The sequence below is a fragment of the Dyadobacter sp. CY327 genome, assembly GCF_021390415.1.
In the GTDB taxonomy this organism is placed as follows: Bacteria; Bacteroidota; Bacteroidia; order Cytophagales; family Spirosomataceae; genus Dyadobacter; species Dyadobacter chenhuakuii.
This window is the reverse complement of the sequence record NZ_JAJUXJ010000004.1, coordinates 301,273-321,683: the sequence shown is the minus strand read 5'-3', so window position 1 is coordinate 321,683 and position 20,411 is coordinate 301,273. Positions and strand designations below refer to the sequence as shown.

Annotated in this window: 15 protein-coding genes; 13 read left to right on the top strand and 2 right to left on the bottom strand. The window is 46.8% G+C overall.

The window, feature by feature from the left end; translation table 11 throughout:
- Positions 1 to 5: 5 nt before the first annotated feature.
- Together LZG74_RS12955 and LZG74_RS12950 are read right to left on the bottom strand one after the other, a co-directional pair.
- Positions 6 to 1,610, bottom strand: a complete 1,605-nt coding sequence (locus LZG74_RS12955) for an amidase (protein ID WP_233796994.1) — start codon at positions 1,608 to 1,610, stop codon at positions 6 to 8.
- 53 nt (positions 1,611 to 1,663) lie between these two features.
- Entirely contained in the window at positions 1,664 to 1,810 is a 147-nt protein-coding gene (locus LZG74_RS12950; protein ID WP_233796993.1) for a hypothetical protein, read from the bottom strand.
- 224 nt (positions 1,811 to 2,034) lie between these two features.
- Between LZG74_RS12950 and LZG74_RS12945 the strand changes: the two genes are divergently transcribed.
- From LZG74_RS12945 to LZG74_RS12885, 13 genes are all read left to right on the top strand, one after another.
- Positions 2,035 to 2,223, top strand: a complete 189-nt coding sequence (locus LZG74_RS12945) for a hypothetical protein (protein ID WP_026631695.1) — start codon at positions 2,035 to 2,037, stop codon at positions 2,221 to 2,223.
- A gap of 171 nt (positions 2,224 to 2,394) precedes the next feature.
- A complete protein-coding gene (locus LZG74_RS12940; protein ID WP_233796992.1) occupies positions 2,395 to 3,390 on the top strand; it encodes an FAD:protein FMN transferase in 996 nt (331 codons plus the stop codon).
- Between the two features lie 53 nt (positions 3,391 to 3,443).
- A complete protein-coding gene (gene pta / locus LZG74_RS12935; RefSeq protein ID WP_233796991.1) occupies positions 3,444 to 5,537 on the top strand; it encodes a phosphate acetyltransferase in 2,094 nt (697 codons plus the stop codon).
- The gene (locus tag LZG74_RS12930; RefSeq protein WP_233796990.1) at positions 5,534 to 6,763 is read left to right on the top strand and encodes an acetate/propionate family kinase; all 1,230 of its coding nucleotides are present in this window, start codon (positions 5,534 to 5,536) and stop codon (positions 6,761 to 6,763) included. The genes pta and LZG74_RS12930 overlap by 4 nt, the downstream gene beginning before the upstream one ends.
- A 157-nt stretch (positions 6,764 to 6,920) precedes the next feature.
- Complete coding sequence (locus LZG74_RS12925; RefSeq protein ID WP_233796989.1) at positions 6,921 to 7,532, top strand: TetR/AcrR family transcriptional regulator; 612 nt, start codon at positions 6,921 to 6,923, stop codon at positions 7,530 to 7,532.
- A gap of 63 nt (positions 7,533 to 7,595) precedes the next feature.
- Positions 7,596 to 8,912 carry a TolC family protein gene (locus tag LZG74_RS12920; protein WP_233796988.1) on the top strand — a complete coding sequence of 439 codons (1,317 nt, stop codon included), beginning with the start codon at positions 7,596 to 7,598 and terminating at the stop codon, positions 8,910 to 8,912.
- Positions 8,913 to 8,951: 39 nt separating this feature from the next.
- On the top strand, positions 8,952 to 10,001 hold the full coding sequence (locus tag LZG74_RS12915) for an efflux RND transporter periplasmic adaptor subunit (RefSeq protein WP_233796987.1): 1,050 nt from the start codon (positions 8,952 to 8,954) through the stop codon (positions 9,999 to 10,001).
- A gap of 21 nt (positions 10,002 to 10,022) precedes the next feature.
- Complete coding sequence (locus LZG74_RS12910; protein ID WP_233796986.1) at positions 10,023 to 13,169, top strand: efflux RND transporter permease subunit; 3,147 nt, start codon at positions 10,023 to 10,025, stop codon at positions 13,167 to 13,169.
- Between the two features lie 448 nt (positions 13,170 to 13,617).
- Entirely contained in the window at positions 13,618 to 14,823 is a 1,206-nt protein-coding gene (spt, locus tag LZG74_RS12905) for a serine palmitoyltransferase (RefSeq protein ID WP_233796985.1), read from the top strand.
- Positions 14,820 to 15,941 (top strand): hypothetical protein, encoded by a 1,122-nt coding sequence (locus LZG74_RS12900; protein ID WP_233796984.1) that lies wholly within the window; start codon positions 14,820 to 14,822, stop codon positions 15,939 to 15,941. Before spt ends, LZG74_RS12900 begins: the two co-directional genes overlap by 4 nt.
- Positions 15,938 to 16,963, top strand: a complete 1,026-nt coding sequence (locus LZG74_RS12895; protein ID WP_233796983.1) for an NAD(P)-dependent oxidoreductase — start codon at positions 15,938 to 15,940, stop codon at positions 16,961 to 16,963. The genes LZG74_RS12900 and LZG74_RS12895 overlap by 4 nt, the downstream gene beginning before the upstream one ends.
- A 125-nt stretch (positions 16,964 to 17,088) precedes the next feature.
- Complete coding sequence (locus tag LZG74_RS12890; protein ID WP_233796982.1) at positions 17,089 to 19,659, top strand: DUF5686 and carboxypeptidase-like regulatory domain-containing protein; 2,571 nt, start codon at positions 17,089 to 17,091, stop codon at positions 19,657 to 19,659.
- A 28-nt stretch (positions 19,660 to 19,687) separates the two neighbouring features.
- Positions 19,688 to 20,401: a sugar phosphate nucleotidyltransferase gene (locus tag LZG74_RS12885; protein WP_233796981.1), complete on the top strand. Its 714-nt coding sequence runs from the start codon at positions 19,688 to 19,690 to the stop codon at positions 20,399 to 20,401.
- The last annotated feature ends 10 nt before the right edge of the window (positions 20,402 to 20,411 follow it).

The following is a 20,411-nucleotide window of genomic DNA, read 5'->3' as shown; positions in this document are numbered from 1 at the left end:
ATATCTCAGCCCCCGAGTGTTTTCAAAAACTTGGGGGCAATTCTGTTTTTAGAGGCCTGCTCGTACGCATAGGCCATGCGGATCAGGTCCGCTTCTCCATAAGCTTTTCCGAGAAACGAGATCCCGATCGGAAGCTCGTCCACGGAACCCATAGGAACGGTCACAGAAGGAAATCCCGAGATAGCAGCGGGTCCATAGCCGCCATATCCCGTCCAGAAATCACCATTTACCAGGTCATTACACCAGGCCGGGCCAGTCGCCGGGCCACATAAGGCATCCAGTTTTTCGGATTCGAAAAGCCGGTTTAATTCCACTCTTACATTCAATATTTTCTGTCGGGCATCCTGATATTCTTTTGATTCAAGATCACCTCTCGTTTGGGAAATTTCAAGCAATTCCTGCTGAAAATAGGGCATTGCTTTCTCCGCATTTGCTTTGTTGAATGCAATGAGCGCTTCGAGCGACTTTATCTTCGCATTGGATTTAGAAAGATATTTATTCAGTCCATCCTTGAACTCGTATTGCAACAATATGGATTCAGCTCCATCCGTACTTTGAGCCTTCATATAATCGACCTCCACAATCACAGCGCCTTTCTGTTTCATCTGGTCCAACGCTTTTTTCAAAAGGGCATCTACATCTTCGTGCTGTTTCAAAAATGCTTTTTCGATTCCAATGCGCTTGCCTTTCAAGCCATTGGCATCAAGCGATGAGGAGAAATCTTTAAAAAGCGCATAATCCACGCGGGTATCTTCGGGCTCGGCCGGATCGGCACCGACCATTGCTCCGAGCAGCATAGCCGCATCAGCAACAGTCCGGCCGAGTGGTCCGGCGGTGTCTTGCGTTGCTGATATCGGGATAATGCCCGTCTGGCTCACGAGCCCCACAGTCGGTTTGATGCCTACAACGCCGTTCATGGCTGCCGGGCAGGCGATGGAGCCATTGGTTTCCGTGCCCACAGCTACTGCGCAGAGGTTAGCAGCCACAGCCGCTCCTGATCCGGAACTCGACCCGCAGGGCGAACGGTCCAGGATGTATGGATTTTTGGTTTGACCGCCGCGGCTGCTCCATCCGCTCGTCGAACGTGTAGAGCGAAAATTTGCCCACTCACTCATATTGGTCTTTCCAAGGATCACCGCGCCCGCCTCACGCATTTTCTGCACGACAAATGCGTCCAATAATGCAATGTTACCGGCTAGCGCGATGGAGCCCGCCGTTGTCTGCATTTTGTCCTTTGTATCAATGTTGTCTTTGATTAAAACAGGAATTCCGTGCATAGGGCCTCGCACATTTCCTTTCTTCCTCTCCGCGTCCATTGCGTCTGCAATCGCAAGCGCATCGGGATTCACCTCGATCACCGCATTGATTTTCGGGCCGTTACGGTCCAGTAATTCGATTTGATCCAGGTAACTTTTTGTGATGGCGCGGGATGTTAATGTTCCTTTTTTCATTCCATCCTGCATTTGTGCCACCGTCATTTCTGATAATTGAAATGAATCCTCATCCTGTGGCTCCCTATTGCTCGTCTCGGAATTACATTTAAAAAGAGGAAATGCAGCCAGGGTAATTCCTGCCGCAGATGTGAGGCGCACAAAGTTTCTTCGTTTCATAGGAGCATTCGTCGTCAGTAGATTGCAATATAAAAAGTCCTTGAAGCATTCGTTTAGCTGCGCGGAATTTTTTCAGACAACTGCTTCCATATCCAGAAGATCAGCCAGGCGGGGGACAAAATGACAACGGTAATAATGGTCGCAATCGCGAGGATCGCTGCGAACAGGATCTTGAAAAACAGGACGAGAAATTTTGCCATGTTGCGTTATAGGTGTGTATGTTGTAGAATAAATTATTCTTATACTTTCTTGCGCCTCGAATGTGTTTGACAAGCATTGTAAAAATTGCCTTGTTATCATAGTCAAAACTGCCTAAAAGCCCTTAAATGTTTAAATTTATAAGAAAATTATCATATAAAATTAGGCTGGCATGGTTATTTATTTAATTTTGTCATTGAAAAATATCACATAAACAGTAACGGCTATGAACTTCATCACCAACATCATATATTACTCAGGTAAGCTTCTGTTCGCGACGATCTTATTTGTTGCGATGATCATTTCAACCATCATTTCCCTGCCATTTATTGGCGCCGGGATGATTAAGGACGCGATTGACTCTCATCCGCACCAGCATGCAGACCGGAATCACATGGCGGATTACTTTGGATAATAGCATATTGAAATAATTAATAGCCAAAAGGGGTGCGGATTCAGATCTGCACCCCTTTTTTTATGGTGTAAGCGGTACGGCAGCATGGCAACATTCGGCCGTAAAAAGCAGTTATTATCTCAAATCGAATACTTTTGAACATTCAAAATACAGCTTATCATATCAAAGTAAATGGCAGTAAAGTTTTCAGATAACAAATACAAATGGGCGATCGCTTTGGCATTGAGTATAATAGCCAGCTTTTGTAATGCCCAGGAAAGCCGGTATAGTTTCGAAAAAGGCATGATGGGATCTCCTTTCAAGCTGGTTTTTTATGCAAAAAACGACTCCATAGCCAAGGTCGCAGCACAGGCAGCATTCAAACGCATTGAAAAACTGAATGAACTATTAAGCGATTATCGCGACGGAAGCGAAATAAACTTGCTCTCGGCGCAGTCAGGCAGCGGTAAATGGGTCCATGTGAGCGACGAACTGTTCAACATTCTCGCCATCAGCCAGGATATCAGCGAAAAAACAGACGGTGCTTTCGACGCGACATTGGGGCCAGTGGTTCAAATGTGGCGCCATGCAACTCGGAAAGGGATTTTCCCCGCGGATTCTGCTATCAGGGACGCCATGTCCAGAACGGGCTATAAGAAATTAAAACTTGATGCAAAACGGAAAAAAGTGCTTTTAACACAAAAAGGCATGCGGCTGGACATTGGCGGGTTAGGTAAAGGGTTTGCAGCCGAGGAAGCGGTGAAAGTCCTGAGAAGCTTTGATATTAAGTCCATCATGATGGATGCGGGGGGTAAAATAGTCCTCACCAATCCGCCGCCGGGAACAAAAGGATGGAACATTACCATTTCAAATGGCAGCGATTCCCTCAAAACAATGCCTTTGTCCCATGTCGCGCTGGCGACGTCCGGTCCGACATATCGCTATATGGAATACAACGGGATCCGGTATTCGCACATTGTGGATCCAAAAACGGGCATAGGGCTGCTGTTTCACGTGCGTACCACGGTAATTTCACCGGACGGAACGGTGGCGGACGCACTCGCAACGGCATTCAGTGTTGCGGGAATAGAGAAAAGCAAACAAATGATAACGCAGTTTCCGGAAAGCAGGGTTTGGCTGGTGGAGAAGCAGGAGGAGCAAGTGGCGGAATGGAACACCTTGGAATAATTTTTTAGCTTTTGCCCAAAGCACAGCTCTTATCGCTTTTTCCGCTACACCTTATGACAAAGACCATTTTTATCGCTTCCGCCGAGCCTTATGCAGGGAAGTCAGTGATTGCATTGGGCCTGGTGAATATGCTTTTGTCCAAAACGCAAAAGATCGGTTTTTTTAAACCCATTATTTCCCAGCAGGAGCCGGGGCGAAAAGACAAGCACATTGAAGCCATTATCAACCATTTTTCGCTTCCTATTCCCTACGAGGATACATTTGCATTCACCCGTCAGGAAGTTTTGCAGCATCCCGAATCGGAAAACTGGGGCGAAATGATCAACACGATCATCAGCAAGTTCAAAAAGCTGGAAGAGGATTATGATTTCACGGTCATTGAAGGAAGCGATTTTCTGGGCGAAGGGATTGCTTTTGAATTTGAATCCAATGCGGCCATTGCCAAGAATCTGGGCGCACCTGTGCTCACGATCATTAATGGTGAAAATAAATCTACTGCGCAGATCATTAACTCGGCGCTGAATGTGCTCCGGAATTTCGAATCGCGTGAAGTGCAGGTGCTGGGCATTGTGGCCAACCGCGTGAAGGCCGAGCAGGTGGAAGATGTGCGTGAGTTGCTTCGGATGCAATTGCCAGCGGACATTATGCTCACCGTCATTCCCTGGGAAAAGGCGCTGCAAAGTCCGACCATGCGCGAGATCACGGATGCGCTGGATGCCAAAGTTTTATTCGGCGAACATTTGCTTTCCAGCCAGGTGGATAATTACGTGACGGGCGCAATGATGCTGCCCAATTTTTTAAACCATATCAAAGAGAATGTCCTGATCATTACGCCGGGGGACCGGGGTGACATTGTGATAGGTGCCTTGCAAGCCAACCTTTCGACCAATTATCCCAAAGTCGCGGGCATTGTCCTAACGGCCGGCACTGTTCCGGAAGAGCCTGTTATGCGGCTGATCGAAGGTTTGCAGACCCAGATTCCGATCATAGCAGTGCAGCAAGGAACATTCGGCACGACGACGGCCATAGGCGCGATCCATTCGCGGATCACTGCGGATAACACCAAGAAGATAGAGCTGGCTATCGACACTTTTGAAAAATATGTAGATATGAAGGTGCTGGACGACAAGATCATTACATTCCAGCCCGAAGGAATCACGCCGCATATGTTTCAGTATCAGTTGGTTAAATGGGCTAAAAGCCAGAAAAAACACATTGTGCTGCCGGAAGGAAATGACGACCGGATTTTACGCGCTGCTGCAAGGTTAATCAGCCAGAATGTGGTTGATCTGACGATTCTTGGTGATCCGAACGAAGTTGCGGCTTCTATCAAAAGGCTAGGCATAGATCTGGACCTGAATGTGGTCAAAATCGTGAATCCGGCTAACTCGGAAAATTATGAAGATTACGTGCAGACACTTTATGAGCTGCGTAAGAATAAAAATGTGAACGAGGAAATGGCTCGCGACCTGATGACCGACGTCTCTTACTTCGGGACTATGATGGTTTACAAAGGTCATGCAGACGGAATGGTGTCGGGTGCGGTGCATACGACGCAGCACACGATCCGGCCGGCATTGCAGTTTATCAAAACAAAACCGGGCGTTTCCATCGTCTCGTCTATTTTCTTCATGTGCCTGCCCGACCGCGTAGCGATCTTTGGCGACTGTGCCGTTAACCCGAATCCAACGGCATCGCAGCTGGCCGACATTGCCATTTCTTCTGCTGAAAGCAGTGCCAGGTTTGGCATTGAGCCGCGCATCGCCATGTTGTCTTACTCGTCGGGAACGTCGGGAGAAGGGGAGGACGTGGAAAGGGTGCGGGAAGCGACAGCCATCGTGAAGCAGCGCGCGCCGCAGCTGAAAGTCGAAGGGCCGATCCAGTATGACGCTGCTGTGGACCCGATTGTGGGCAATCAGAAATTATCTAATTCCGAAGTGGCCGGAAAAGCCAGCGTGCTGATTTTCCCGGATTTGAACACCGGAAACAACACCTACAAGGCCGTTCAGCGTGAAACGGGCGCTTTGGCGATCGGGCCGATGTTGCAGGGATTGAACAAGCCCATCAATGATCTGAGCCGCGGCTGCACCGTGGACGATATTTTCAACACCGTGGTAATCACCGCCATTCAATGTCAGCAAGAATGAACATTCTCATCATCAATTCGGGCAGTAGCTCGCTGAAATACCAGTTTTTCAAAATGCCCGATCAGCAACCGCTCAGTGCAGGGATTGTGGAGCGGATTGGAAAAGAAAACTGCTTTATCCGGCATAAGGTGCAGAAAGACGGCGTTGAGAAGCTGACAGAAAGCACATTCTTCGTAAAAGATCACGCGGAAGGCCTTCAAAAAGTCGTGCAGCTGCTCACTGATTTCGAAACCGGGATCATTGAAAACATAAATGAAATAGAAGTGGTCGGACACCGCGTGGTGCATGGTGGCGAGGATTTTACAACTGCTGTAATGGTGACGGATGAGGTGAAGGAAAAGATCCGTTCCTTATTCTCGCTCGCGCCGCTGCATAATCCGGTGAATTACAAATGCATTGAAATTGCGGAAAAAACATTTCCTAACGCAAAGCAGGTTGCCGTTTTCGACACCGCATTTCACCAATCCATGCCTGAATATGCCTTTCGTTACGCCATTCCCGAAAAATATTACGCTGAGATGCGCATCCGCGCTTACGGATTTCATGGCACAAGCCACAAATATGTGAGTGCTGCAGCGATGGCGTGGATGGGCAAGCCGGATGCCAAGATTATCAGCATTCACTTGGGAAATGGTTGCAGCATTACGGCCGTGGATAGCGGCAAGTCGCTGGATACGAGCATGGGTTTCGGGCCTTTGAGCGGATTGATCATGGGAACAAGGTCGGGCGACATTGATCCTTCCGTAATCCTGCATTTGCTAAGGCAGGAACGCAGGACGCCGGACGAAATGGATATTTTATTAAACAAACAATCCGGAATGCTCGGGCTCACGGGCCATAGCGACATGCGCGATGTGCGGAAACTGCTGGAAATGGGCAATTATGATGCGGAACTCGCCTCGGATATGTATGCCTATCGGATTAAAAAATACATTGGTTCCTATGCCGCCACATTGAACGGTCTCGACGCAGTCATCTTTACAGCCGGCGTAGGCGAGAATGATCCGCAGATGCGGGAGCGTGTTTGCAGGGATATGGAATTTTTGGGATTAAAAATCGATCAGGAAGCAAATCGCATCAAATCATCCGAGATTAAGGAAATAAGTTCGGCAGAGTCGCGGGTGAAAATCCTGGTTGTGCCTACAAATGAGGAGTTTGAGATTGCCCGGCAAAGTTTTGAGCTGTTGAGCGAAGAGCCGCCTTGTGAACAGGTGGAATTGTATTAATCAGATAAATATTAGTTTTAAATTATAGTTTTAAATGGTTGTTTAAATTATTTATTTAAAACAGTTGTGAGAAGGAATTTTTTTGCAGACCTTTGGTTTGTATTAATACATTGTGCGGTTTAGAATAACCTGACAGAAACTTAAATAAGACAAGCAAGTGAAGTGCATAGGAGAAAAAAGCGAGGACAAGATTAAGGAGGCGGCAAGAAGGGTTTTTCTTAAAAAAGGTTTCGATGGAACGACGTCGAGAGACATTGCCCGCGAAGCTGATATGAACATTGCATTGACGAATTATTATTTCAGAAGTAAGGAAAAGCTGTTTCTTGAGATTTTCAGTGAAGTGCTGGATATGTATTTTAACAGCACGCTCGAAATTCTCAATAAGAAGATTGACATTAAGAGCAAGATTTCGGAGATGATCGAAAACGATTTCAATATGATGAAAAATGAGCCTGATTTGGTGATTTTTATCATGAATGAAATTCACAAGGAACCGGACCGCTTGTTCTCTGGCATGTCGGTTTTCAAAAAATTACAGGAATCCTATTTTACAACCCAGCTGGAAGAGGGCATTGCGAATGGAACGATCCGGGAGCTCAGACTTGAAAACTTGCTGCCGCTGATCAAATGCTCTGTTGAATTTATTTTCCTGGGAAAACCCATTCACAAGAAGCTTTACAATATGACGGATGAAGATTTTGAAAAGTTTGCAGAAACTCAGAAAAACCACATTAAGGAAATGATTTGCAATTATTTGGTAATCAGTTAATCTAAATTTTTTTGCCCTCCGTTTAAACAAACATTTAAAATAAACATTTACTTGAAATTAGCCATGAAATTAAAATTTCATATCGCAGCCCTATTGTCTTTTGTGGCGATAGGCAGCACAAAAGCGCAGGAATATTCGCTGCCGCAACTCTTAGAATTAGCCATGAAAAATGATTTTTCCATTCAGTCGGCGCAGCTGGAAGAACGGAAAACAAACGCAAGGATTGACGAGGTGAAATCTGCTTTACTGCCTAATGTCGCGGTTTCCGGAGATTACAGACGTTATTTCAAAATCCCAGGACAGGTCGTGCCTGCAAGCGCATTTGGCGGGCCAGAAGGACAGTATAGCACATTGGCGTTCGGTTTGCCTTACAATTTGTCAACGACAGCGCAAGTGACTCAGAATCTGTACAATCCGTCTGTAAAATATGCTTTGAAAGCAGCTAATCTCAATCGCGAGCTGACTTCATTAAGCACGGTGAAAACCAAAGAAGATGTGGCTTACAATGTTACGGATGCCTATTACAATATCGTTACGGTGGTGCAGCAAATGGCTTTTTTAGATAGCAACCTCATTTCGCTGGACCGCATGCACAAAGTTTCAGACCTCCTTTATCAGAATAAGTTAGGCCAGCGCGTGGATGTTGACCGGATTTTAATCAACAAAACTACAACAGAAACGCAGCTGGCCACTTTGAAAGACAATTACAGCCAGCTCGTTAATCTTCTCAAATATTACACTGGCACGCCACAGACCGACTCGTTGCGTATAACAGTTAACGTTAGCGATGTTTCGCTGCCTGCACAAGCGCAGGATGCTGAATTAAGGCGCACGGATGTGGCCTTATTGAATAAGCAACGTGATCTGAATGAGTTGCAGGACAAGAACATTAAGTCTGGATTTATCCCCACTGTGAATGCCTACGGAGTCGCTAATATGGCGTTCTATGCCAAAGGGGGCGAGAATTCAACGTTTCAGGATGTGCCTGGTTACTGGGCTGGTTTGCAGCTAAACTGGAATGTGTTCGACGGAATGGCCCGACGCGCCAAACGCACTCAGAATCAGATTGATAATGACAAATTGAATGTGCAGTTGAGGCAAGTGAAAGAGTCAATCGCCATGGAAGAAGCCAATGCGCGCAACAAATTCGCCGTCGAACAAAGGAACATTAATGCTAAGAAAGACCAGGTGGCGCTGGCATCCAGGGTTTACAAACAGATCCAGCTGCAATTCAAGGAGGGAACGGTTTCGCTGACAGATGTAATTCAAGCTGAAAACAGCAACCTGGACGCGCAAAGCAATTATCTCACATCGCTTGTCCAATTGCTGAAAGCTGAGCTGGAATGGAAAAAAGCGACCGGCTCACTCATTCAAAAATAACACTCAACTACTACTGTACTAAACATTAACATCAAGATTATGAAACGTTTACTTATATTTTTAGCCGTGATTGCAGGCATTGGACTTACTGCGGCAAAATTGCTGGACAACAAAGAAAAGACAGCACAGAAAGTTTACATACCCGATACAGATCCCAAAGTAGGTGTGAAAGTTGCCGTCGCAGAAATACGGCGATTATCACAGGAAGCATCCTTTTTGGGATCTTTTACTCCCAACCGCAAAGTAGAGATCCGTCCGCAGGCAGGCGGCGAAATCGTTCGTCTGAACATTGAAGAAGGACAATTCGTAAAGGCCGGACAACTGATCGCCAAGCTGGACGACGAGCAATTGCGTTACCAGATCGAGGCCGCGCAGGTTACATTGGAAGGTTATCAGAATGATTTGAAACGTTACGAAGTGCTCGTAAAAGGCGACGCGGTTCCTGCGGTAAACCTGGAAAGAACGCAACTAAGCATTCGCAGCACCGAAGCGCAGATCAAGCAATTGAAAAAACAGGTTGCCAACACCAGCATCATCGCTCCTTTCTCGGGGATTGTGACGGCCAAAATGGTTGAAAAAGGCTCCGTAGTGAGCATAGGAACGCCTATGGCCGAGATTACAGACATTTCCCTGCTGAAATTGGTGGTGAACATTCCTGAAAAATCGGTAAATGAGTTTCGCAATGGCAAAACGATCGGCATCAAAACGGATGTTTATCCTGACGTAGATTTCAAAGGGAAAGTGACCATGGTAAGCGCAGAAGGCGATGATGCGCACAATTATCCGGTAGAGATCACGGTTCAGAATTCACAGAAAAATCCATTGAAAGCAGGCATGTATGGCTCCATCGCCAACACTGGCGAAGTGAAAGGCGAGGCATTGGCCGTGCCACGCCAGGCAATTACGGGTTCAGCGAAACAGCCACAGGTTTACGTGGTTGAAAACGGCAAAGCAAACCTGCGCGACGTAGCCATCGGCGCCACGACCAACGAATTTTATGAAATCACAAAAGGACTGAAAGCGGGCGACAAAGTCGTGACCAGCGGACAGATTAATCTGCAAAACGGAACTTCTGTTGTTGCACAATAACACTCATTAGCCAGAGAAAACATGAAATTTATTCAAACCATATTGAAACGTCCGTCGATGATCATCGTGCTGTTCGCAGTGCTGATCCTGGGTGGGCTTGTTTCCTACACGCAGCTGAATTACATGCTGCTACCGGAATTTTCCGTCCCAACGATCACAATCACAACGGTTTACCCAGGCGCAGCGCCGACGGAAGTGGAATCGGAGGTAAGTAAGAAAATTGAAGACGCTGTTTCCGGATTGGACAACATTAAGGAAGTGACTTCCAAATCTCTGGAAAGCGCATCATTGGTGATCGTGGAATTCAAAGCCGGAACGGACATTGATAAAGCCCTGGAAGATGCGCAGCGTGATGTGAACAACATGCTCAGCGACTTGCCGGACGACGCCGAAACGCCTTCCTTATCGAAAATATCACCCAGCGATCAGCCGATTATGCAGCTGCTCGCAACTTCAAGCTTGCCGAATGAAGTGTTTTATCAGCAGGTTGAAGACAAATATCTGCCAATACTAACACAGATCGAAGGCGTTGCTGAAATTACAATGACCGGCGGCGACCAGCGCGAAATCCGCGTAAATGTGAACAACGACAAGCTGAATTTTTACGGCTTATCGCTTTTGCAGGTTACCCAGGCGATTAATCAGGCTAACCTCGACTTTCCAACCGGAAAAGTAAAGAGCACGAGCGAAAACATGACATTGCGTCTCGCAGGAAAGTTTACTTCTATTGACGACATCAGAAATCTGGTAATCACCTCGCCAGTAACCGGCAGTCCCATCCGCGTGGGCGACGTTGCCAACATTACCGACGGACTTACTGACGCAGAAAGCATTAGCCGTTACAATGGCATCAACGGGATCGGGTTGTTTGTAAAAAAACAATCGGACGCCAATGCGGTGGAGATCAGCAAATCCATTCAGGCGAAGCTTTCGGAGATTGAAAAAACGAATGCAAAGGACAAGGTGAAATTTGCGATCGCGTACGACAGCAGCATTTTTACATTGGAATCCGTGGAAGCCGTAACGCATGACTTGATCATTGCGGTAATCCTGGTGGCTGCGGTAATGCTGTTGTTCCTGCACAGTTTCCGGAATGCATTCATTGTAATGGTGTCGGTGCCGGCATCATTGATCGCGGCTTTCCTTTTTATGTATTTGATGGGTTACTCGCTGAACCTGATGACTTTACTGGCACTTTCGCTGGTGATCGGGATTTTGGTCGATGACTCGATTGTAATCCTGGAAAACATTCAGCGACATCTCGAAATGGGCAAAAACCGCTGGGATGCGACCATTGAAGGGGTTACCGAAATTGGGTTTGCGGCATTGGCGATTACGCTGGTAATTGTGGTGGTTTTTGTTCCGATCACATTTGTGAACTCGGTAATCGCCGATTTGCTTCGTCAATTCAGCTTAACAGTTGCATTTGCGACTATGGTCAGCTTACTGGTAAGTTTTACGCTTACGCCCTGGATGACTTCCAAAATGGCGCGGATCGAACATTTGGATCCTAAAAATCCCGTACAGGCTTTCTTGTTATGGTTTGAAAAAGGCCTTACCAAGATGACCAAATGGTATCACGGCAGTTTGCAGTGGGTGCTTGGCCATAAGCTGGCGTTTTCAGGGATTTTGATAGCGATTTTTGGAATGACAGTTTGGGTAATGAGCCTGGGAATCATTGGTTCAGAGTTCGTGGCCGAAGGTGATCAGGGTAAGTTTCTGCTGACCATGAAATTGGATAAAAGTGCTTCATTGCAACAGAATAACCTCACATCCAGACAAATAGAGGATTATTTAAGACAAAAACCGGAAGTGAAAACGATCTTCGCTAATGTTGGCGGAGCGAGCACAGGTTTGAACAGCTCCGGCCGCGGCGAGACGAACAGAACCGAATTGACAGTAGAACTGATCCCCGCAGAAGAACGCAAGAATGCACAACCGACTGAGGATTACATGCTTGCTGTTCGGAAAGAATTGGAACAAAAATTCGCAGGCGTGGAATTCAACTCCGCAGCTGTGGGAATGGTGAACTCCGGCGCGTCTCCGATCGAGATTTTCCTGAGCGGCGATGATCTGGATAAGATCCTGGTTTCTGCCAATGACTTGGCTAACAGATTAAGAAAAACACCCGGCGCAAACGACGTGAATGTGTCCGTCGAGGCAGGTAACCCCGAAGTAAGGGTCGAAATTGACCGCGAAAAAATGGCGAAGCTTGGTCTGGACATTCAGACTGTGGGTGCGACCATGCAGAATGCATTTGCGGGAAATGACGATTCCAAATACCGGGATGGCGGTGAAGATTACGAGATACGCATCATGCTGGACGCGTTCGACCGGAAAAACCCGGATGACGTCAAAAACATTAATTTTTACAGTCCCGCCGCGAAGCGTCCGGTGCGCCTGGCCGAATTCGCAAACGTGAGTCTTAGCAACGGACCGTCGATTGTGGAGCGCAAGAACCGTCGTTCATCCGTAACTGTAACCGCTAATACATTAGGGATTGGATCGGGAACATTGGTGAGCAATATTCAAGCCGGGTTAGTAGAGAAGCCACTTCCATCAGACATTATTCTGACATGGGGAGGCGACGCAAAAAACCAGAGCGAAGGTTTTGGTTCACTGGGGCTGGCGATGCTGGCGGGGTTGGTTTTGGTATACTTTATCATGGTGCTGCTTTACGACAGTTTTGTTTATCCGCTCGTGGTGTTGTTCTCGATTCCGGTGGCCGTTGTCGGGGCGCTTCTGGCACTTGCATTGTCATCATCGAACATCGGTATTTTTGCCCTTTTGGGAATGCTGATGCTGATCGGGCTTGTAGTTAAAAATGCAATTCTGATCGTCGACTTTGCAAATCAGCAAAAAGAGCTGGGCGTGCCGTTCCGGGAAGCGATCCTGATCGCAGGAGAAGAGCGTCTTCGTCCGATTCTGATGACGACCATTGCGATGGTGATCGGTATGGTGCCTATTGCAACGGCAACCGGCGCAGGGGCAGAATGGAAGAATTCGCTGGCATGGGTTTTAATAGGCGGACTGACCAGTTCAATGCTTTTAACCATCTATCTCGTGCCAATGATGTATTACCTGGTCGACAGAGTGGCGGAAAAGTGGTCATCCGCTAAATTCCGGTCGGGCGCGGTAACCAAAAGTATAGTGGTGGAAGAAGCGTAGTTGGGATAAACGTTAACATGAAAAAATTACTGTTTGATAAAGTTCCCCATTTTGAAAAACTGAAAGGCAAGTTGGTCAGAACTTGGCGTTTTAGGGGCTAAATGGATGAAAAGTGCAAAAAGTTTTTTTTCATGTTAACGGTAAAATGCAAAATGAATAGGGAATTTGATGAACTAGTATGGCAGGTATCGGGTTTACCTTTTAACTTTGAATGCCAGTAGATAAATTCCGGTAAAATGTTGCGGCCGGAGTGTAGTTTAAGAACAGTGAAATTAAAGGCCGCGGCGACTGAAACTGACATTTTTATCAAACTCAAGTTCTAAAAAAATTAGCATGGAAAATAACCACTACAATACCAACTGATCGCTCTGATCACCCCCACAGCCTCGGCTTGAAAGCCACCAGGCACCCCACTAAAAGAAGCTGTTGATTCTGACATTAATTACTTATGGGTAAAAAATTAAATAAGCGCATCGCCGAATTTAAAGACGCGGCTAACATTCGATCCAAAGGTCTTTATCCCTATTTCCGCCCCATCGAATCCGGGCAGGATACGGAAGTGATCATCAATGGTAAGCCGGTCCTTATGTTTGGATCCAATTCTTATCTGGGATTGACCTCGCATCCTTACATTATTGAATCGTCGCAAAAAGCGGTTCAGAAATACGGAAGCGGATGTGCCGGTTCGCGATTCCTGAACGGAACGCTGGACATTCACGAGGAACTGGAAAGAAGGCTGGCCGCTTACACCGGAAAAGAAGCTTCGGTGCTTTTCAGCACGGGTTACCAGGCGAATTTAGGTGCATTGTCAAGCCTTACGGGCCGTAACGATTACCTGATCCTGGACGAAAGCGACCATGCTTCCATCATTGACGGTTGCCGGTTGTCTTTCTCAAAAGTGATCAAGTATGCGCACAATGATATGAAAGACCTCAGGAAAAAACTGAGCCTTTTGCCGGAAGAAGCCGTGAAGCTGATCGCTACGGACGGAATTTTCAGCATGGAAGGCGATATCGTTAAACTTCCTGAATTGAATGCCATCGCAGCTGAGTTTGACGCTTCGGTTTTGGTGGATGACGCACACAGCCTAGGTGTTATCGGCAAAAACGGAGCAGGAACAGCTTCCTACTTCGGCCTGACCGAGACTACTGATCTGATCATGGGAACATTCAGCAAATCGCTTGCTTCTTTGGGCGGCTTTATTGCCGGCGATGCAGCCACGATCGATTACCTGAAACACCGCGCACGGTCCCTTATGTTCAGTGCGAGTATGACGCCGGCAGCCGTAGGGAGCACATTGGCAGCATTGGACATCATTGAATCCGAGCCGCATCACATTGAACGCCTTTGGGCCAATACAAGATATGCGAAAGAATTGTTGCTGGTAAACGGTTTCGACCTGGGCAAAACAGAAAGCCCGATCCTGCCGGTTTACATCCGCGATAACGAGAAAACATTCCTGATGACCAAGCTGTTGCAGGAAGATGGCGTGTTCGTGAACCCGGTGGTTTCACCAGCGGTTCGTCCGGAAGATTCGCTTATCCGTTTCTCGCTGATGGCGACGCACACTTTTGGGCAGATTGAAGAAGCAGTTGATAAAATGGCTAAAATATATCGTCAGATCTGTCCCGAAGCTGTAACCGCAAAACTATGAAGCGCATTGCCCACGTAAACTCTCCCAAAGACCTGGAACTGTTCATTGATTTTCCCCACGAATTATATAAGGAAAATCCCAATTACGTTCCCGAGCTCTTTATCGCGCAAAGAGATATGCTTTCTCCGAAGAAGCATCCCTTTTATGAACATTCGGAGGTTAAGCTGTTTTTAGCGTACGACGGAGATAAGATTGTGGGTAGGGTTGCGGCGATTGATAACCGCAATCATAATGCGTTTACAGGCAGAAAAGATGGTTTTTTTGGATTTTTTGACACGATTGATGACCAGGAAGTGGTCGATCTGCTCATCGGGCAGGCGGCTGAGTGGGTGAAGGAAAGAGGAGCGGATAACCTGATCGGGCCGGTGAATTTGTCGACCAATGATACGGTGGGCCTGCTGATAGAAGGTTACGACCGGCCGCCGATGGCGATGATGCCTTACAATCCGCCGTATTACGTGCCTTTGCTCGAAAATACAGGACTTGTGAAAAAGACGGACCTGCTTGCTTACGAGATCAATGTGAACGAGGCGAACGATAAGTCGGTAAGGATGATCGAAGCGCTGGAAGGAAGGCTCAAAAGGAGCGGGATCACCATTCGCAAGATCAATCTGAAAGATTTCAAAAACGAGGTGGTGAAGATCCGGGAAATTTACAACAGCGCCTGGGACAAGAACCTTGGCTTTGTTCCGATGACCGAAAAGGAATTCGATTACCTGGCCAATGACCTGAAACTGGTCCTTGATCCCAATTTTTGTCTCGTTGCAGAAAAGGATAACAAGCTGGTCGGTTTCGTGTTGGGCATCCCCGACATTAACCAGATCCAGATCAAGATTAAAAAAGGACGTTTGCTGCCGACCGGAATTTTTAAATTACTGTTTGGCAAAAAAAATATAACCCGCATTCGCGTGCTGACATTGGGTGTGATTGAAGGTTACCGCAAAATGGGCATAGAAGCCTGTTTATACGGCCATATCATCAAAAACACTTACGGCACAAAAGTCACAGGTGGCGAATGTTCATGGATGCTGGAAGGCAATTATCTCATGAACCACGCCATTGAACAGATCAACGGCAAGCTGTACAAACGGTACAGACTGCTGGAAAAAGCAATATGAAAGAGAAAGTATTCATAACGGGGGCCAGCGGTTTCATCGGGTTTCACCTGGTAGAAGCAGCACTGGAAGCAGGCATGGAAGTGCACGCAGCAGTAAGGCCTTCCAGCGACCTGACCTTTCTGAAAAAGCTGCAAGGCGATTCGGGAAAAACCGGGAAAGGCCCGCTGACGTTTGTGAATACGAACTTTGAGTCAAGGGATACCTTAACAGAATTACTGGAAGATGGAGGCTATTCCTACATTATCCACGCAGCAGGAGTGACCAAGGCTAAAAAAACGGCCGTTTACAACAAAGTCAATGCAGAATATTCTCTGCATCTGGCACAGGCCGCAATGTCAGCCAATATTCCTTTGAAACGCTTTGTTTTTCTGAGCAGCCTGGCTGCTATCGGTCCGCTTGCTTATGCTGAGCAACAGCCCATTACAGAGGAAACATTGCCCATTCCTGTGACCGATTATGGCAAAAGCAAGTTGCTGGCCGAGCAATATCTCGCGCAGGTGAGCGGCTTACCGTTAACCATTATCCGTCCGACTGCCGTTTACGGTCCCGGTGAAAAGGATTTGTTTATTCTTTTCAAAACACTGAACAATGGATTGGATGCATATATAGGCAAGGGCCCGCAGCGGCTGAGCTTCGTATATGTCAAAGATCTTGTGGCCGCCACCATGGCTGCAATGCTGGAAAACCAGCGCGAAACAACAGTATACAACATTTCCGACGGGCAAGCTTACGACCGTTATGCATTCGCAGACCGGTTCCGGGAAATCAGCGGCAAGAACATTTTCAGGGCACATTTGCCATTGCCTTTGGTAAAATTGATGGCCGGCTTCCTGGACTTCGTTTACGGATTCACCGCCGCAACCCCGGTTTTGAACAAGGAAAAACTCAAAGAGCTCACGGCTTCAAACTGGATCTGCAGCATTGAAGCAGCCAGAAACAGCCTGCACTACGCGCCGCAATACGACTTACGGCAGGGCATGCAGGAAACCCTGATGTGGTACAAAGAAAATAAGTGGCTTTAGCAATCGAATGCCGGATTGATCATCGTGCTGGGTTTTGAGCGTCCGGGCCTTCGGGCTTCCGGGCTCCGCAGTCTGCACGATTTATTAAAAACGCATCCATGAAAAATACGTTATGACGTTCACAAATGAAAACAATAAGTAAGTCGGTATGGTTAAAAGTTTCCCTGATCCTCTGTCTCGTACAGACCCTTTCCGGAACTGCCATAGCGCAAAGCACCACGACAATTAAAGGAACCGTTACCGACGCGAAAACAGGCGAAACATTGCCTTTCGTATCCGTCCTGATCCCTGGCACGACCATGGGAACAGCCTCCGACGCAGACGGAAAATACGCAATGACATTGCGTGAAGAATATAAAACCGTAAAGTTCACATACGTAGGATATCTCAGCGTTGAAAAACCCATCACGCCCGGCATTGAGCAAGTGATCAATGTGAAACTGGCTGTGGATGCGTCCATGCTCAAAGAAGTGACCATTAAGGGAAGAGGCCGTTACCGCAACAAGGATAACCCGGCTGTTCAGCTGATCCGCGAAGTGATTGCGCATAAGGACCAGAACAAAATGGCCGCCAATGACTTTGTGGAATATGAGCAGTACGAAAAGATCTCCTTCGCACTGAGCAACCTGTCGGACAATTTCAAGGAAAAACGTATTTTCAAAAATTATCAGTTCCTTTTCGAAGATCAGGATTCTACGGCCATGGGCGGAAAGAATATGCTGCCGGCTTACATTCAGGAAAAGCTTTCGCAGATTTATTTCCGCAAAAATCCATATACCAAAAAACAATGGGTGCTGGCCAACAGAAGGGCAGAGTTTGATGCGAAATTTGTGGATAATGATGGTTTGAGCGCCTATTTCAACAGGTTATATGAAGATGTCAATTTGTATGAAAATGACATTTCCATCGCCACCAACCTATTGCTGAGCCCGATCGCAAATTCGGCGCCTACATTCTACAAATTCTTCATCCGCGACACGATCAAGACCGAAACGCCATGGCTTGTTGAACTGGGTTTTGTTCCAAGAAACAAGACAGATATGCTTTTTGAAGGTAAGCTGTACATTACACTGGACGGAAATTATGGTGTCCAAAATGCATATCTGACGGTTAATAAAGACATTAACCTCAACTTCATGCGTGACCTCGAAGCACGTCTGGAATATGAAAAAGGACCCGACGGACGCTATCACCCGACCAAGACAACATTGGGCATGGAATTCGCCTTAGGCGAGAAAAATGCCGGGTTTTATGGGCAGCGTGTGGTGAATTTCAAAAATTACACGGTTAATCAAACCCGCCCGGACAGCGTTTACAGCGGGCCGAGTGAGGAGGTTGCATTCAATCCCGACGTAAAAACGGGCGAAGCATTCTGGGCAGGCGCGAGACATTTGCCGCTGGAAAAAATGGAGCTGAATATTTACAGAAATGTGGACACGCTGCAAACGATTCCATCCTTCCGCCGTACGATGGACATTGCCACCCTATTATTGTCAGGTTACAAGTCTTTTGGCAAAGTAGAAGTGGGGCCGGTGAACACGTTTTACAGTTTCAACCCCGTGGAAGGTTTCAGGCTTCGTTTCGGCGGACGCACGACCACGGATTTCAGCAAGCGCTTTTACATTGAAACTTATGCGGCTTATGGTTTTAAAGACCAGAAATGGAAATATTTCCTGAGCGGCACTTATTCTTTCAATAACAAGTCTGTTTACCATTTCCCGCTGAATTACATCCGCGCCAGTTACCAGCGCGACACCAAGATTCCGGGCCAGGATTTGCAGTTTGTGCAGGAAGATAACTTCCTTTTATCATTCAAAAGAGGTGACAACAACCGCTGGCTTTACAATGATGTGTACAAGCTCGAATATGTCCGCGAGTTTGAAAGCCGCTTTTCTTACAAAATTGGTTTTACCAATTGGAGACAGACGCCAGCCGGAATTTTAAGATACGAAAAACTGAATAGTGAAGGCGAATTGCAGAATGTGGGCGGATTAAGTAACACAGAAGCCAACCTGGAATTACGCTATGCGCCGCATGAGCAATATTACCAGGGAAAACTGTATCGCACGCCGATCATTAACAAATATCCGATCTTCACAGTACGCTATAATGCGGGTTTGAAAGGCGTTTTTGAAGGTCAGAACCGCTATCATAATGTTTCAGCGAACATTGCAAAACGGGTTTACCTGTCGCAATTTGGTTATGCAGATGTGACGGCTGAGGGAAGTTACATTTTTGGTAAAAACGTTCTTTTCCCGCTGCTTACCATTCACCGTGCCAACCAGACTTACGCTTACCAGCTCAACAGCTATAACCTGATGAACTTCCTGGAATTCGTGAGCGATCATTATGCGAGTCTGGATGTGCAGTATTATATGAACGGCTTTTTATTTAATAAAATCCCGTTGCTGAAAAAGCTGAAACTGAGAGAAGTTTTCAGCTTCAAAGGACTTATGGGCGGGCTCAGGGACGAAAACAACCCGGCCAATAACCCTGCACTTTTCCGCTTTCCCGTAGATGAGAACGGCAAGCCGATCAGTTACACATTGTCGCGCGAGCCTTACATTGAGGGAAGCGTGGGTATAGCAAACATTTTCAAGCTGTTACGCGTCGATCTGGTGAAACGTTTCACCTATCTCGACAATCCGAATGTTTCAGAATGGGGGATAAGGGCACGGTTCAGGCTTGATTTTTAAGAGAGGTTTAGAAAAAGACACCAATAATATGAACTACGCAATTATAGCGGCCGGAGAAGGATCACGATTGGCAAAGGAGGGTTTCAAACTCCCAAAACCCATGGTGACGCTGAATGGCGAAATGCTGATAGACAGGCTGATAGGGATTTTCATGCGGAATGATGCTGAAAAAATCATGATCATTATCAATGAAGAATCAGCCGTGCTGGAAAGTCATTTGAACGAGCTTAGCCTGACATTGCCGATTCATATTGTGAAAAAATCAACACCGAGTTCGCTGCACAGTGTTTTTGAACTGTTCGGCAGCGACCCGGAACTGAAAGAAATTTGCCTGACGACAACAGACACTGTTTTTAAAGAAGAAGAGTTCACAGCCTACATTCAGGAATTTGCGGGAAATGAAGAATTGGGAGGCCTCATGGCTGTAACCACATTCATCGACGACGAAAGTCCTTTGTACGTAACTATTGACGAGGCCGGGAACATTACCGCTTTCACGGATAAAAATACGACGGAAACAAGCTTCATCTCGGGCGGAATTTATTGTTTGAGAAAAGAGGCTATTGCGCTGGTCAATGATGCCGTGAATGGCGGAGTAAGCCGGATGCGGAACTTTCAGCGCAGTTTGCTGGAAAACAACATTCATCTGAAAGCCTATCCGTTTTCCAAAATTGTGGACGTGGACCATGTGCAGGACATTGCAACAGCCGAGCTTTTTTTGAGCCCGGAAGCAGCTGTTTGATTGAAAAATT